This window comes from Psychromonas ingrahamii 37, assembly GCF_000015285.1.
Lineage (GTDB): Bacteria > Pseudomonadota > Gammaproteobacteria > Enterobacterales > Psychromonadaceae > Psychromonas > Psychromonas ingrahamii.
Genome location: NC_008709.1, coordinates 3,376,035 through 3,391,255 on the forward strand (window position 1 = coordinate 3,376,035; position 15,221 = coordinate 3,391,255).

At 39.5% G+C, this 15,221-nt stretch carries 12 protein-coding genes; 4 read left to right on the plus strand and 8 right to left on the minus strand.

Features of this window, described 5'->3' with window-relative positions:
* Positions 1–5 precede the first annotated feature (5 nt).
* From gnd to zwf, 3 genes are read right to left on the minus strand one after another with little or no spacing between them, the layout of a single operon-like run.
* Positions 6–1,454 carry a decarboxylating NADP(+)-dependent phosphogluconate dehydrogenase gene (gene gnd, locus PING_RS14195; RefSeq protein ID WP_011771014.1) on the minus strand — a complete coding sequence of 483 codons (1,449 nt, stop codon included), beginning with the start codon at positions 1,452–1,454 and terminating at the stop codon, positions 6–8.
* Positions 1,444–2,178, minus strand: coding sequence for a 6-phosphogluconolactonase (gene pgl, locus PING_RS14200; RefSeq protein ID WP_011771015.1), 735 nt, complete (start codon positions 2,176–2,178; stop codon positions 1,444–1,446). Before pgl ends, gnd begins: the two co-directional genes overlap by 11 nt.
* Position 2,179: 1 nt before the next feature.
* Positions 2,180–3,679 carry a glucose-6-phosphate dehydrogenase gene (gene zwf / locus PING_RS14205; RefSeq protein WP_011771016.1) on the minus strand — a complete coding sequence of 500 codons (1,500 nt, stop codon included), beginning with the start codon at positions 3,677–3,679 and terminating at the stop codon, positions 2,180–2,182.
* Positions 3,680–4,248: 569 nt separating this feature from the next.
* Between zwf and PING_RS14210 the strand changes: the two genes are divergently transcribed.
* The gene (locus PING_RS14210; RefSeq protein ID WP_011771017.1) at positions 4,249–5,193 is read left to right on the plus strand and encodes a precorrin-2 dehydrogenase/sirohydrochlorin ferrochelatase family protein; all 945 of its coding nucleotides are present in this window, start codon (positions 4,249–4,251) and stop codon (positions 5,191–5,193) included.
* A 151-nt stretch (positions 5,194–5,344) separates the two neighbouring features.
* Here the strand turns inward: PING_RS14210 and PING_RS14215 are convergent, their stop codons facing one another.
* Both PING_RS14215 and PING_RS14220 read right to left on the minus strand, forming a co-directional pair.
* Positions 5,345–6,139, minus strand: a complete 795-nt coding sequence (locus tag PING_RS14215) for an NDR1/HIN1-like protein (RefSeq protein ID WP_011771018.1) — start codon at positions 6,137–6,139, stop codon at positions 5,345–5,347.
* A 602-nt stretch (positions 6,140–6,741) separates the two neighbouring features.
* Entirely contained in the window at positions 6,742–6,975 is a 234-nt protein-coding gene (locus PING_RS14220) for a hypothetical protein (RefSeq protein ID WP_011771019.1), read from the minus strand.
* Between the two features lie 325 nt (positions 6,976–7,300).
* Here PING_RS14220 and PING_RS14225 point away from each other — a divergent pair, with 325 nt between their 5' ends.
* A complete protein-coding gene (locus PING_RS14225; RefSeq protein WP_011771020.1) occupies positions 7,301–8,647 on the plus strand; it encodes a magnesium transporter in 1,347 nt (448 codons plus the stop codon).
* A 61-nt stretch (positions 8,648–8,708) separates the two neighbouring features.
* Here PING_RS14225 and PING_RS14230 read toward each other — a convergent pair whose 3' ends face one another.
* A complete protein-coding gene (locus PING_RS14230; protein WP_011771021.1) occupies positions 8,709–9,557 on the minus strand; it encodes a LysR family transcriptional regulator in 849 nt (282 codons plus the stop codon).
* Between the two features lie 130 nt (positions 9,558–9,687).
* Here PING_RS14230 and PING_RS20680 point away from each other — a divergent pair, with 130 nt between their 5' ends.
* Together PING_RS20680 and PING_RS14235 are read left to right on the plus strand one after the other, a co-directional pair.
* On the plus strand, positions 9,688–9,858 hold the full coding sequence (locus PING_RS20680; protein ID WP_157035380.1) for a hypothetical protein: 171 nt from the start codon (positions 9,688–9,690) through the stop codon (positions 9,856–9,858).
* Positions 9,859–10,121: 263 nt separating this feature from the next.
* On the plus strand, positions 10,122–11,330 hold the full coding sequence (locus PING_RS14235) for an acetate kinase (protein ID WP_011771022.1): 1,209 nt from the start codon (positions 10,122–10,124) through the stop codon (positions 11,328–11,330).
* Between the two features lie 160 nt (positions 11,331–11,490).
* Here PING_RS14235 and PING_RS14240 read toward each other — a convergent pair whose 3' ends face one another.
* Positions 11,491–11,859, minus strand: coding sequence for a VanZ family protein (locus tag PING_RS14240; protein WP_011771023.1), 369 nt, complete (start codon positions 11,857–11,859; stop codon positions 11,491–11,493).
* A 455-nt stretch (positions 11,860–12,314) separates the two neighbouring features.
* A complete protein-coding gene (ppdK, locus tag PING_RS14245; protein ID WP_011771024.1) occupies positions 12,315–14,975 on the minus strand; it encodes a pyruvate, phosphate dikinase in 2,661 nt (886 codons plus the stop codon).
* Between the last annotated feature and the right edge of the window lie 246 nt (positions 14,976–15,221).

A 15,221-nucleotide genomic window follows, 5' to 3' on the forward strand; every position in this document is an offset into this window, starting at 1 on the left:
AACGGTTAAGCATCATAGGTTGTTGAAGCGGTATTTCCACCCTGTCCAGTCCAGTTGGTATGGAAAAATTCACCGGGTTTTTTATCTACCCTTTCATAAGTATGCGCACCAAAATAATCTCGCTGCGCTTGGATCATATTTGCAGATGATCTTGCTGTTGTATAACCGTCCAGAAAAGACAATGCGGAGGTCATGCAGGGCATAGGTAATCCGGTCTCAAAAGAGGTGGCGGCAATTTTTCGCCAGGCCGGCATACAGCGTTCTAAAATATTTTTAAAGTAGGGATCTAAGACCAGAAAATCTAATTCGGGTTTCGCTGCAAAAGCATCACGAATATTGCCTAAAAATGCACTGCGTATAATACAACCACCGCGCCACAGCAGTGCTACGTTACCATAATTAAGATCCCAATTATTATCTTCTGATGCCTGCTTCATCAGCATAAAACCCTGCGCATAGGAAATTATTTTACTCGCAAGCAATGCGTCATGTAATGCCGCTATCCATTGCTGTTTATCGTCATGAATTTCGCCAATGGATTTATTAAATAGTTTTTGTGCCTCCACACGCTGTAGCTTTAATGCAGACAGACAACGGGCAAACACAGATTCGGTGATTAAGGTTAACGGAATGCCAGCATCTAATGCATTGATTCCAGTCCATTTACCAGTTCCTTTTTGCCCTGCGGTATCCATTATTTTTTCAACCAGGGGATTCCCGTCGATATCCTTATAAGCCAAAATATCGGCTGTTATTTCAACTAAGTAGCTATTTAACTCTGTTTTGTTCCAATCCCTGAAGGTCGCCTGCATCTCTTCGTGGGACATCCGTAAAACATCCTTCATAAAATGGTAAGCTTCACTAATTAACTGCATATCGCCATATTCTATGCCGTTGTGAATCATCTTAACAAAATGACCCGAGCCGCCATGGCCAACCCAGTCACAACAAGGCTCCCCTTTCTCTGTTTTAGCTGAAATCCCTTGAAAAATAGCTTTAATAGAAGGCCATGCCTGTACATCTCCTCCGGGCATAATTGACGGCCCATAGCGAGCCCCCTCTTCCCCACCAGATACACCTGCACCGACATAATGTAAATTCAGTTTGCTTAACTTCTCAACACGGCGGTTGGTATCGATAAAATTGGAATTGCCGCCGTCAATAATAATATCGCCTTTAGACAATAAAGGGATTAACTTATCAATAAAATCATCGACGACCTCCCCTGCCTTGACCATCAGCATAATTTTACGCGGCAATCCCAGTAAACTCACCATTTCTTCAAGAGAGTGCGCAGCGATAACATCTGTATCTTTTGCTGCCCCCTCAAGAAACTGATCAACCTTTGCGACGGTGCGGTTAAATGCGACAACTTTAAAACCATGATCGTTCATATTTAAAATTAAATTCTGCCCCATCACGGCCAGACCTATTACTGCAATATCAGCATTCATCACTTTTTTCCTCTATTAATAACATTGCGGATCCTGAATCTAAATACCATTGGGTTAGCCCTGCTTTAGCTTTTATTTTGCCCGCTGGATAGCGTTCGCTGCCCGCTTTTTCACTGTTAATTTTATGAATAATATCGGCTTTATTTTCACCTAGTACCAGATAAGTAATACGCCGGCTGTTTTCAATTAAGCCGGCTGTTTTAGATACCCGTAATTGCCCGCTTTGCGGCTGTGTTGCCACAAAGGTTAAATGAGCATCCTGATAGTTTGTTTGTCCGGGAAAAAGTGAGGCGGTATGACCGTCATTGCCCACGCCTAAAAGAATCCAGTCAAACTGTGGAATGCCATTAACGCTATCAATATAATTTCTTATTTCCTGTGCATAGCGAATCGCTTCCTGCTGTGGGGAGTTTTCCCCTCGAATGCGATGAATATTTTCTGCCGGAATAATAATTTGGTCGAATAAAAATTGTTTACACTGCCCAAAGTTACTTTCTGAATCAGTCGCTGCAACACAGCGTTCATCCCCCCACCAAAAATGCAACTTTTGCCAGTTTATTTTCTGTGCATAGGGAGAGTTGGCTAAATATTTAAACAGAAGGATCGGGGTTGAGCCACCGGATAAAGAGATATGGCTTACGGTCTCTTTTTGACTTAAGAGCAAAAAATCCTCGGCCAGTTTATCTAGCAGTAATTGGGTTGCAGAAAAAATTGTATAATTCATTTTATAACTCACAGTAATCTGTATCGGTTAAATTTTTACAGGGGAAGCGCCATTCATGGTTATCTCGGTTTAATAATTTTTCCGCTTCAATCGGCCCCCACGTGCCAGACGCATATCCATGCAGAGGAAATGATTTTTTTTGATAGTCTAAAATGGGCTGAACAAAATCCCAACAGGCCCGTACTGCGTCGCTTCGGGCAAAAAGTGTGGCGTCACCTTTTAATAAATCCAGGAGTAAACGCTCATAGGCTGTTAATAATTCAGTCTCTTTCAAGTCACTGTAATGAAAGTCCATGGCAACTTCTTTGGCATCAAAACCCGCGCCAGGCTCCTTTAAGCCAAAACCTAACATGATCCCTTCATCGGGCTGAATGCGAATAATTAATTTGTTTTCGGGGGCATCGGCTGAAAAAACCGGATGAGGCGTTTTTTTAAAATGGATAACCACTTCAGTGACCCGGGTTGGCAGCCGCTTTCCGGTACGCAGATAAAATGGTACCCCATCCCAGCGCCAATTATTAATAAACAGCTTAAGACCGACATAGGTTTCTGTTCTCGAGTTATTCGGCACACCCTCTTCTTCGCGATAAGCCGGCAGACATTTCCCTCTTACCTGCGACTGAATATATTGCCCTAACACCAGATTATTTTCCAGGTCATCTTGAGAAAGTGGTTTTAAACATTGTAAAACTTTGACCACCTCATCGCGCATTGACTTGGCATTAATAACGGCTGGGGGCTCCATTGCAACCATTGCAATCACCTGTAATAAATGGTTTTGCAGCATATCCCGCATGGCACCAGAACCATCATAATAACCACCACGCTGTTCTACACCCAATGCTTCAGCCCCGGTGACTTCTACATAATCAATATACCGGCCATTCCATAATGGCTCAAAAATGCTGTTAGCAAAACGTAATACCAGCATATTCTGTACCGTTTCTTTACCGAGGTAATGATCAATACGATAAATTTGCTGTTCCTGAAAATGCCGATACAGAGATTCATCGAGACTCACTGCAGATTTAAGATCAGAACCAAAGGGTTTTTCAACCACTAGCCGTTTCCAGCCATCCGTCTCTTCATTAAGACCGACAGCGGCTAGATGCTCGGGAATAACAGAATATAAACTGGGCGGCGTGGCAAGGTAAAAAAGGGTGTTATTTTTAAGCTCTCGATCAGCATTAATACGGGAAATGCGTTTTTTCAGCAGTGTGTAATCATTCACATCACTGGTATTAATCGCCTGATAAAACAGATGTTCACAAAATTTATTTAATAATTCTTCATTAATTTTTTTATCAGATTTAATGTTTTTTATTAATTTACTACGAAATGCCTGATCACTGTAAATACTGCGACTTACCCCCAGAATAGCGAAGGATTTTGGCAGCTTCTGATCGACATAAAGATGATAAAGCGCAGGAATAAGCATACGCTGCGTAAGATCGCCTGAAGCGCCAAATATGACAATACAGCTGGTATCGATGACTGACATTGAGAGTCCTTATATAACAAAATATTTAGCGCAAATGTAACGTGCAGTTTAATCTGAGGTTGCGAATACCTGAACAGATTATTGTAACTTGAGATTTTATAATAACTGCGACTGCAGACACAAATTAAAGTTACCTAAATAGCCAATATGATAACAATTAGCATAAAGGAATAGTCCATTTCACGGGTTTAAATAAACAATAACCCTTTTTTTTTTTATTAGCAATAGCCGGCGATACTCAATCAAACGCCTTGCTATCATTCATTTTCCTGCACAATTTTAGAGTACTTACTTAAGTTAATTTCTCTGAATAACAATTATTTCTAAGTACTTATCCGAAAGTATTCTGATCTTAAAGAGCGCACTTATTTAGTAAACCCCTCAAAATGCTGGAAAATTTATGTAAGAGTACTTAATAGCCACGACACCATTCTTTGTTAATATTCAAACTTACGTTATGATTGTTACCCTCTTATTTTGAAGAATAAACAATAAGTTAAAAAATAATTTATCGGGGTGATACTTAACCGTATCTGCTTTAATCAATATATTTGTTAACTAAGGCCAAGATGATGGACTATTTCCCGATTTTTTTAGATGCTAAAAAGTTTAATGCCGTGGTTATTGGAGGCGGTAATGTTGCTGCGCGAAAGATTGAACTTTTGCTCAAGTCAAAAGTGCAGATTACCGTTGTCAGCCCGGCACTTAAAGAGAGTGTAAAAGGACTGTTAGCAAACCAGCAACTCACTTGGATTGAAGCTGAATATGCGCCTCATTTTCTGGACAACCATCAGTTAGTGATAGCAGCAACAAATATCAGATCGGTCAACATTACAATCAGTATTGCGGCGAATCATCGCGGTATGCTGCTCAATGTGGTTGACGATCCTGATCTTTGCAATTACATCACACCCGCAATTATTGACAGGGATCCGATGATTATTGCTATGTCAAGCTCAGGTAATGCCCCTATATTATTACAAATGTTAAAATCTCAAATAGAACAGATGTTACCCGCAGGTTATGGCAGATTAGCGCGCTTTTGTGGCCGCTACCGTATTGAAGTACAGGCCAGAATCAAACAGTTTTCCGAACGTAAACTGTTCTGGAAAAAAATATTGACGGGTGATGTCGCCAAACAGTTACTGGCGGGTGATGAAGAACAAGCTGTACAGCTGTTTAATCAGGCGCTGACCACTGACAAATTTAAAGAAAGCGGCAGTATAAGTGTTATCAGAATTTATGATCAGCAACCTGATAATTTAACCCTGCAGGCGTATCAAAAAATGCAGCAGGCCGATGCAATATTTTTAGACTCTGATATTACAGCGTTATTTTTTGATTATGGGCGGCGCGATGCAGCTAAATTCCAAAAAATTGATAAACATAGTATTGAAAAATTGGCCGATAATAACCAACAAGTTGTTATTATCGCGGCACATTCTGCTCAATTAGTGTCAGCGTTTAATACTGACTCTCCCGTCTCAGAAATTATTTGCGGACGTGTTATTTAACAATCAGCAGTTAAAAACTGGCATCGATCATAATATCAGCCTTTCTGACGGTTAACATTTTTGCGGTTCGAAAACTAAAAAGGGACAGCGCGCCCTTTTTTTAGTTTTTGGTAAATATTTTATATGGATTTTGTTTGTGAATATTGTTCAGCTAAAAGAAGCTACTCAGATCCAGTGATTGGTCATGGGATTTTTTAAACATTGGGCTGCTTATTTCAAAATGCAGAGGGAGCGTGGGATTACTCAGTAAACCAAACACAGTGCTAAATAAATCACCGGGCTTAATAGTTAAAGGTAGCTGGATATTATTTTTACCTGTGCTTATTTTATTATTTTTAAGATCCCCTTTAAATAAAGTCTTACCACTGCTTGATACCGTATAATTGAGCAACCCTAAAGGTAAAACAAACTCATTAGGGTTATTAAGATCAACACTCAATAGAATATCTAACTGAGTGAAACTCCCCTTCACCATTTTGACCTCTTTAATGCTGATTTCCGGTACATATAAGGTGGCAGATTTTTCAAAAGGAATAGTTAAGCCCATGGTTTTTACACCGCCTTTAACCTGATAATCCAGTTTTTTATCTTTAAACAGCAGTTGCTGCAATGACGTTAATGTTTGTTCAGTCAAATCCAAGGACAGAGTGATATCTTTGCCGTTATTTGCTGGTAGCAACCCTATCGACTTTTTCTCTCCCGATAACATTTTTTTATTATTAAATGAAAGATCGTAAGTAACAGCGTCAATGGGGATAGAAAAATTATTGTTATTGGCAATATTAAAAGTAGGATTTAACTCAATAACACTCGTCGAGACCTTACCAATTGAAATCGATTTGTAACTTACCTCAGGTTGTTTTACATAATTTTTCAGCTCTTTTTGCAATGTGGTACATCCAGATACCATTACAACGATTAACACTGCTATTAAATTTTTAATCATAATCACTCCTGTTAATTAATGCGTCACTATTACAACTACCGATATTTTTATCAACTGTTACTGAAAATTTAGCTGGCGCGTCCTGTTTATTATTCCTACCAGGAAGCAATAGAATATTTTATGGTTACATTATCGAATAAGAAAGGCGAAGGTCAGCAAAAATAGAAAGGCGCACTTGCTATAGAGCAACAGGGTGTGCGAATATTTTTCATCGCTATTTTATTCACCTCTGAATTAGGTCTATTTATCTTTCGGGATTTTTTGCAGACCTTTGTAAATTCTTTATACAAGGCAGAACCAGAATATTAATGTCTTATGCAGACTGAAATTTACATGTCTATTTATGGAAAATCGGCAGCACTTTATGGAATATCTGCAACACAGTTAGCAAGAGGTTAAAATGGCCTTGCACATTTTCAGCGTTGTCTGTGCAAAGCAATTTTTAAAGCATAAAAAAGTCATCATTCGTTGCTAATGCCGAATGATTTTGGCCGTTATTCTGGTCATTGTATTAAAATCGAATCCGTTTTATTCATTCGCCAATTTATTTATACCTTTAACCCAATCATCAAAAAAACTTTAGTCCAATAATCCGATGAATTTTAGCTCCAGTCATCATATAAATAGTCGAATTCTTTTTTTTCTCTTATTTTTTCAAGTTGCATCTCTATTTGCCCCTTAAGAATTCGTTTATTTCTATTTTTAGAACGCACTTTTTGAACATTAGATTCTTCGTTATTATTTTCTAATTCTAGATCGGCTAAATCCTTAAAATAAGTACTTGTTTCATCTTCTTGATCAAGATCTGATTCTGCTACGCTATTACTGCTATTCATTTGAAATCTCTATTGGGTCATAATTTGATGCATAATCAGGCTTTTTCCTGCAAAAAAAAAGCGAAAAATTTTGTTCTTAATGATTCATTTTTTTTGTTAAAAAAAAGAGGTCCTATATTTGTTTTTTTAACTTCACAGCAAAGAAAATTATTCAATAACGTGACCTAATCCACAGGAATATAAGGTAATCGACGGTTTCCGGTTGCCTTGGGATAAAGAATATTTGTTACTAATCCGTTAAACTTCATTTATTTTTCAGCTTATTAAAAACTACCTATAGCATTTTTATAGTAAAATGAGTTTACCTCCTACAAGGATCCTGTTTATGTCATTTGAAAAATTACCTTTTTTCATTGAAATGCTTAATGATAATATTGAAAACCAATCAGCATTGGCCGATATTGTAACTGAATTAGAAAACAGCTTGTCTTTTGAACAAATAGCGGTCTTATTGGAAGCATTCCCAATCCCATTAAGAAAATTAATTTGGCAATTGATAAACCAGGAAGTACAGCAGCAAGTTTTTATTGAAATGCGCAATGAATCACGGCAATTAATTTTAAATGCCAGTGAAGATGAGCAATGTTTCCCGTTATTTGAGAAGTTAGATGCGGATGAATTATTAGATCTTTCAGAAAATCTGAGTGATCGCTTTGTTGATTACGCTGTCTCTAAAATGACAGATAAACAAAGAGCATTATTTAAGAAAGCACAAGAATTCTCAAATGATGAGGTTGGCCATTGGCAAAGTTTTGACGATATACAAATTCCCCAACGACTAAAAACATCAGCGATAAAAAAAATTCTTTCAAATTCTTTACCGCCTCTCACTGAAGTTTTTTATGTCACTCAGCATGATGCAAAATTAATTGGAGAAGTTGCCATTGCGAAACTTATTGTAATGCAAGATGACACCCCAATCTCTACCGTTATGAATAGAGATTATGAGGTTTTACTTACTACAGATAATATTTATTCTGCTGCTGAAAAGGTTATTATATCGGGTAAATCCGCCTTACCCGTTGTAGATTTGACCGGATGTTTAACTGGCAGGTTAGATTTACAGCAAGCCCATACTATAAGGGAAGAACAAAAAGATATTCAGTTATTTAAATCATCAGGCATGATCGAAGAAGAAGATCTTTTTTCCAATATATGGATCAGTAGTAAAAATCGCGCGGTTTGGTTAGGTGTTAATCTTGTGACTGCTTTTTTAGCTTCTTGGTTTATTGGCCTGTTTGAAGGGACACTGCAACAAGTTGTCGCACTTGCCGTACTAATGCCGGTTGTCGCCTCAATGGGGGGGATATCGGGAAGCCAAACATTAACCTTGATTATTCGCGGACTTGCGTTGGGACAAATAACCGATGCTAATCAGAAAGCCATTGTACTAAAAGAACTTAAAGTGGGCTGCATAAATGGATTACTGTGGGCGGCGATCATTGCGGGCATTACCTATCTCTGGTTTGAAAATCCATTATTATCTTTGGCTATTTATATCGCCATTTTGGGCAATATCATTATTGCTTCTCTTTCCGGTGTCTGGGTGCCTTGGTTGTTAACTAAACTAAAAATTGATCCTGCACTTTCGGGCGCTGTTATATTAACCACAGTAACAGATATTTTTGGTTTTATTACCTTTTTAGGCTTAGGTGCCTTATTTCTGACTTAAGTCAGTCAACTTTCATTTTTGCCGTTGCAACATTCACAAACGGCATCAATGAAAGCGTTTATTAATAAGTAATCTCCGGAAAGTATTGGATTGCCTGATTGATAACATCTGCTTTATGACTTTTCGCCAGATAAATAGCAAATATTTCCCGAGAATATACCGGTGCATCTTTAATAAGGGTGAGTTTTTCGCTGCGAAGATGATCGATAACCATCTGCCGAGGCAAATAGGCACAGCCCCCAGCTTCTAAGATATACTCTAATGCAACACGAGGTTGGCTCATAAAATGTTTTGCAGGCGGTGCATTTTTAAACTCTCTCAGATACTGAGTATTGACTGATTCACCATAATCAACCATGACATAATCATTTAAATTCTGGGTTTTTATATCAATATTAGATTGTGTTGAAACAAGATGCAGTGGTACTGCCGCTACCTTTTCCGTTACCAGTTCTTCAACAAAGGGAGGTTCAAACAAAAAGGCGATATCAGTAACACGGTTTAAAACACTTTTGCGTAACTCAAGGGGCGAACTGGCATTGGTTAACAAGCTAATCTCCCCCATGTTTCGATGTATTTTTTGTAACCAGGTCTGTAAAATAACATCCCAAATAGACATCATTGAACCGATCGCTAACTGTGTGGTTTTCTGGCCTGAAACACCGACATCTTGTTTCGCTTTTTGCCACATAAAAATAATTTCGTTCGCATGTTTAATTAAACGATGCCCTGCCGGTGTTAATTTAAGATGCTTTTGACGGCGATCAAATAATAGTACTCCTAGCTCATCTTCAAGCAGTTTAATTCTTGCACTCACTGCAGATTGAGTGATAAATAAAGATTCAGACGCCAAACGAAAATGCAGCGTTCGGCTGACCTCTAAAAATGTTTTAAGCAATTCAATTTTCATTTACTGGCAACTCTCAATTAATCAATTTTTTTTATCAAACAATCAAAATTATGATTTATTGTACCTCTATTGTTGCAGTCATACTAAAAATAATAAGTGGCTTTTCAAGGGGCTAAAAAAGAGGCTAATAATGGTCATTAAAATCAGCATAAAGCGTTATTGGGATGCAAGTATAACCTCGGTGAAGGTAATCGCAGTTGTCCTGCAGTTATTAGCCATTTTTTGGCGTTTTTTTACGTTTACTCATTACCTTTTTATTAATGCCGATTCAAAGCAGTGGAAAATATTTATCGCACAATAAATCATCAAGTTAGCGCTTTAATCATAAGATTTACAGTTAGCTTAATAAGCTTAAAATATAATGCCAAAGCGAGCTTAATGAAAACTATATTGTTATCTTTAAACTTCGCCTGTATCCTACGCCCCCTTTGATACGGGCTAGTCAATAGAGTGTTTTCTCGCTATCTGGCATTTTCTAAAAATAGACAATATAACCTTTACAAAAATCCATCAAAATCTCAATCTGACCCACTGTTTTTACATAATAAATAGGAAATATAATACATGAGCAACAAGCTAATTCTTGTACTTAACTGCGGCAGTTCTTCACTGAAGTTTGCCATCATCGACATGTCAACAGGTGAAGAAAAACTATCCGGTCTTGCTGAATGTCTGCATTTGGATGATGCGCGCATGAAATGGAAATTAGAAGGCGCAAAAGGAAGTGCAGATTTAGGTATTGGCGCCGCTCATGAAGAAGCTCTGAACTATATTGTCAATGAGATTCTGTCCAACCAACCTGAATTAAAAGAAAACCTCTTTGCAATTGGTCATCGTATCGTGCACGGAGGTGAAAAATTCACTCAATCTGTCGTGATAACAGATCAAGTCATCCAAGGCATTGAAGATTGCGTGTCACTCGCGCCTTTACATAATCCTGCTCACCTAGTCGGTATCCGTGCGGCACAGCATGCTTTTGCCGGACTGCCAAATGTAGCCGTATTTGATACCGCTTTTCACCAGACTATGCCTGAAGAAGCGTTCTTATATGCACTACCTTACAAACTTTACCGCGAAAAGGGTATCCGTCGTTACGGCATGCACGGTACTAGCCACCTTTACATTAGCCTTGAAGCTGCCGGCATATTAAACAAACCCGTTGAAGAGTTAAATATTATTAACTGTCACCTTGGTAACGGCGGCTCAGTTTGTGCGATTAAAAACGGTAAGTCAGTTGATACTTCTATGGGAATGACTCCCTTAGAGGGTTTGGTAATGGGGACACGTTGTGGTGATATTGACCCGGCTGTTATCTTCCACCTGTATGATGAATTAGGTTATAGCATGGCAGAAATAAATACTATGCTGACCAAAGAGTCTGGATTATTAGGGTTAACTGAAAAAACATCTGATTGTCGTTTTGTTGAAGATAACTACGATACGGATCCGGCAGCTAAACGTGCCATGGATCTCTACTGCTACCGTCTGGCCAAATATATTGCCAGTTACACGGCAGCATTAGACGGACGATTAGACGCAGTGGTATTTACTGGTGGTATTGGTGAGAATTCAGCACCAATACGTGAGCTAACACTGGCGCGTTTAAGTTTATTAGGTTTTAAAGTAAACCAGCAAGAGAACCTGGCAAACCGCTTTGGTAAATCATCGAATCAGGGCATTATTACTGAACCGGGTAGTACGGTCGCAATGGTTATTCAAACCAATGAAGAGTGGATTATTGCCCGTGATACATTAGCGTTAGTCAGCGCTTAATTGCCGCTATTTTATTGACAGTAAAGCTTGTAATAACACTAAGGATTACAAGCTTTTAATTTAATCCGGCACAGCCCGATAGGCACCGGATTATTATAAATTTTATGCGCATGGAATTTATGCTCATGAACTTTATGCTTATGGATACTGCATTTATGAATTAGCGATTCTGGTTTAGCAAGGAGGGAAAAATCCTGTGTATTAACTGTGCTAATAAGATACTGAACATAATACCGGTCCAATTTGCAGAAAGATCAAGCCAATCATTAGTACGTCCAACCAGAGGTTGCAGTAACTCAATTCCACCGCTTAAAAAAAGAAATAATAAAGCAATAAACAGCCAATGCTTAGGTTTTTTTAACGCGACCGGAAACATTAATAATGCATAGGCGATGAAATGATGCATTTTATCTCCGCCTGGCACTGAAGGTAAATCACTCATAGGGTTGAGCGACAGCAGCGTAATAACTGTCAGCATGGCAACAGTGCAGGCAAACCAATAATGACGCATCATGGTTAAGATAATCATCCAATATTCCTGTAAAAAAATGTTAAACCGCTCATCAATCCGATAAAACCAACAGATTTACTAAGGGTGTCTTTAACCCGATTCCACCCTTTTTTTATTTTAAAGATGGCATGAAATTTTACAGCTTTTAATACCAATAAGATATATTCATTGGATCAAACGATAGGGAAAATGCTGTTTTTTTAGGCACTAAGAATCATGTAAGCATTTCAGGTAAGTAAAATTTCATATCAAAGCCGCAATAAAAGACTGAGAATAAGACTGCTGGACTTTGATGAGGAAAGACGATTTTCGCCATATTCCTGCAATCGACAGGTCGTATCGACTGATGCTTAAACCCTGCTCTTTTGCATCTATATACATATCCATTATTGCCTTTATAGCGTTCAGTACTGTCAAAAAACGCCGGGTAAAGAGATTACCAAGCGTTTTAAGTTTAGGTTATTGACTATTTACTATTCATCCTTTAGAGCTGCGTGGGCGGCAGCTAAGCGCGCAATGGGAACACGATATGGCGAACAGGAAACATAATCGAGACCAATTTGATGACAAAATTCAACACTAGAAGGCTCTCCACCATGCTCTCCGCAGATGCCAACTTTCAAACCCGGCCGGGTCTGTCTGCCCTTTTCAGTGCCCATTTTTACCAGTTGGCCAACCCCGGCACGATCCAATTTAATAAAGGGATCACTTAAAAATAGCCCATTTTCTATATAATAAGGCAAAAAGCGTCCAGCATCATCGCGCGACAAACCATAGGTAGTCTGAGTGAGATCATTAGTGCCAAAGGAAAAGAAATCAGCTTGCTCTGCAATCAGATCAGCCAATAGGGCTGCCCGTGGCAATTCAATCATAGTGCCGATTTGGTAGTCAACTTTAACGCCATAAGTAGCCATTACCTGTTCTGCTACCTGGATCGCTTTTTCGCGCAGCACCTTCAACTCATTAACATCAGCCACAAGCGGAATCATGATCTCCGGAACAATTTTATAATGCTCATTTTTAACCAGTTCACAAGCGGCTTCCATAATAGCTCGCACCTGCATATCGTAAACCTCCGGATAAGTAAGACCGAGTCGACAACCACGATGACCGAGCATCGGATTGAATTCATGCAGTTCTTCAACATGCTCTTTCACTTCCGAGAAACGCATTCCGGCAAGGGCCGCAAGATCGGCAATATCATCGTTATTCTGTGGTAAAAATTCGTGCAGTGGAGGATCCAGTAATCGAATGGTGACAGGCACCCCTCTCATCTCGCGGAACAGCCCGATAAAATCACTTTTCTGCATCGGCATGATTTTAGAAAGCGCCCTTTCCCGACCTTGCAGATCGGCTGACACAATCATTTCACGCACCGCTTGGATCCGTTTAACATCGAAAAACATATGTTCAGTACGACATAAACCTATTCCCTCAGCGCCAAATTCTCGCGCAATCTTGGCATCATGAGGAGTATCTGCATTGGCTCTTACATTAAGTGTACGGAATGTGTCGGCCCAACTCATTAATGTACCAAAGTCTCCACTGACGGCGGGTTGTACTTTTGCTACATCACCCAGAATAACTTCACCAGCTGCTCCATCCAGGGTAATAATATCCCCGCGCTTGATGGTATGTCCCGACTTAGTCACCATTACCTGTTTTTCGTAATCAATATGCAGATCTCCACAACCTGCAACGCAGCTTTTACCCATCCCCCGAGCGACAACAGCCGCATGTGACGTCATTCCGCCACGCGAGGTTAGAATGCCCTGTGCGGCGTTCATACCATGAATATCCTCAGGGCTGGTTTCAATCCGAACAAGAATGACTTTCTCTTTCAATTTGTTTTGTTGTTCAGCTTCATCGGCATTAAAGACCACCTTGCCACTACAAGCACCAGGAGAGGCGGGTAAACCCTTGGCGATTATATTTTTGACAACAGAAGGGTCAATAGAAGGGTGTAGTAATTGCTCGAGCTGTTCCGGTAAGACTCTTAATACTGCCTCTTTTTTACTGATCAGTTTCTCACCAACCATCTCCACAGCAATCCGGATCGCAGCTTGGGCAGTTCTTTTACCCGTTCGGGTTTGTAGCATATACAGTTTGCCAGATTCAATAGTGAACTCAATATCCTGCATATCACGAAAATGTTTTTCCAGCGTATTACGGTGATCCAATAACTGTGCGTAACACCCCGGCAAAACATCCTCCAATGCCGGCAAGTCGCCCGGTTTATATTTAGCCTTATTGATAGGTTGTGGTGTCCGGATCCCAGCAACAACATCTTCCCCCTGAGCATTGACTAAAAATTCGCCATAAAAATAATTTTCTCCTGTTGAGGGATCACGCGTGAAGGCAACGCCGGTCGCACAATCATTGCCCATATTGCCAAATACCATGGCCTGCACATTGACAGCTGTTCCCCAATGGGATGGAATGTTATTTAAGCTGCGATAAGTTACCGCTCGCTGATTCATCCAAGATCCAAATACAGCACTAATAGCCTCCCAAAGTTGCTGCTGCGGATCAGTTGGAAAATCAAGATTAAGCACTTGCCGATAGCTGTCTTTGAATTCGGTAATTAACTGCTGCAGGTCTTCCGCACTCAACTCGTTATCATTTTCAATACCTTTCGCGCGTTTTTTATCCTCTAATAACGTTTCAAAAATATCACCATCTACTCCCTTAACAACATTAGCGTACATCTGGATAAAGCGCCGATATGAGTCATAGGCAAAACGCGGTGAGCCGCTCAGGTTAATAAGTCCCTGCACCGTCTGGTCATTGAGACCCAAATTAAGTACGGTGTCCATCATGCCGGGCATAGAGGTAGGCGCACCGGAGCGTACTGATAACAATAAAGGGTTTACCGGATCACCAAAACCTTTTGCCATCTCCTGCTCAAGCTTTTTAAGTGCATTATTAACCTGCGACTCCACTCCTTCAGGGTAATGACGATCGTGTTGATAAAATGACTTACAGACTTCAGTTGTTAAAGTGAATCCGGAAGGAACGGGCAGGCCGATTGCAGCCATTTCAGCGAGATTAGCCCCCTTTCCACCAAGTAACTCGCGTTGTGAGCGATCACCGTCGGCTTGGCCTTTAGTAAATAAATAAACATATTTTGCCATGATCATTGCCTCTTAGCATATAAGCAGAAAAATAGAGCACGCTCTATTTTAAAAAAGTAATTTTAAGATGAATTAATTATTAACTATTTGATCTGTTTATTAAGTATGAGTACGATTGATAAAAATGCAAAATAGTTGCCTGATAGCAAAAGTAATAATTAGATGAGCACATTGTAAAACAGGCAAAAAGACTTAAATTTTTGCTTTGAGGGTAGTCGCCTTTTAATTAAGGGCACAATTTATTTC

What these genes read in the sequence shown, in the direction of transcription:
- zwf (WP_011771016.1), bottom strand. Translation starts at nt 3,679, where the DNA reads ATGTCAGTCATCGATACCAGCTGTATTGTCATATTTGGCGCTTCAGGC.
- PING_RS14225 (WP_011771020.1), top strand. Translation starts at nt 7,301, where the DNA reads ATGTCATTTGAAAAATTACCTTTTTTCATTGAAATGCTTAATGATAAT.
- pgl (WP_011771015.1), bottom strand. Translation starts at nt 2,178, where the DNA reads ATGAATTATACAATTTTTTCTGCAACCCAATTACTGCTAGATAAACTG.
- PING_RS14220 (WP_011771019.1), bottom strand. Translation starts at nt 6,975, where the DNA reads ATGAATAGCAGTAATAGCGTAGCAGAATCAGATCTTGATCAAGAAGAT.
- PING_RS14230 (WP_011771021.1), bottom strand. Translation starts at nt 9,557, where the DNA reads ATGAAAATTGAATTGCTTAAAACATTTTTAGAGGTCAGCCGAACGCTG.
- PING_RS14235 (WP_011771022.1), top strand. Translation starts at nt 10,122, where the DNA reads ATGAGCAACAAGCTAATTCTTGTACTTAACTGCGGCAGTTCTTCACTG.
- PING_RS14210 (WP_011771017.1), top strand. Translation starts at nt 4,249, where the DNA reads ATGATGGACTATTTCCCGATTTTTTTAGATGCTAAAAAGTTTAATGCC.
- PING_RS14215 (WP_011771018.1), bottom strand. Translation starts at nt 6,139, where the DNA reads ATGATTAAAAATTTAATAGCAGTGTTAATCGTTGTAATGGTATCTGGA.
- gnd (WP_011771014.1), bottom strand. Translation starts at nt 1,454, where the DNA reads ATGAATGCTGATATTGCAGTAATAGGTCTGGCCGTGATGGGGCAGAAT.
- ppdK (WP_011771024.1), bottom strand. Translation starts at nt 14,975, where the DNA reads ATGGCAAAATATGTTTATTTATTTACTAAAGGCCAAGCCGACGGTGAT.
- PING_RS20680 (WP_157035380.1), top strand. Translation starts at nt 9,688, where the DNA reads ATGGTCATTAAAATCAGCATAAAGCGTTATTGGGATGCAAGTATAACC.
- PING_RS14240 (WP_011771023.1), bottom strand. Translation starts at nt 11,859, where the DNA reads ATGATTATCTTAACCATGATGCGTCATTATTGGTTTGCCTGCACTGTT.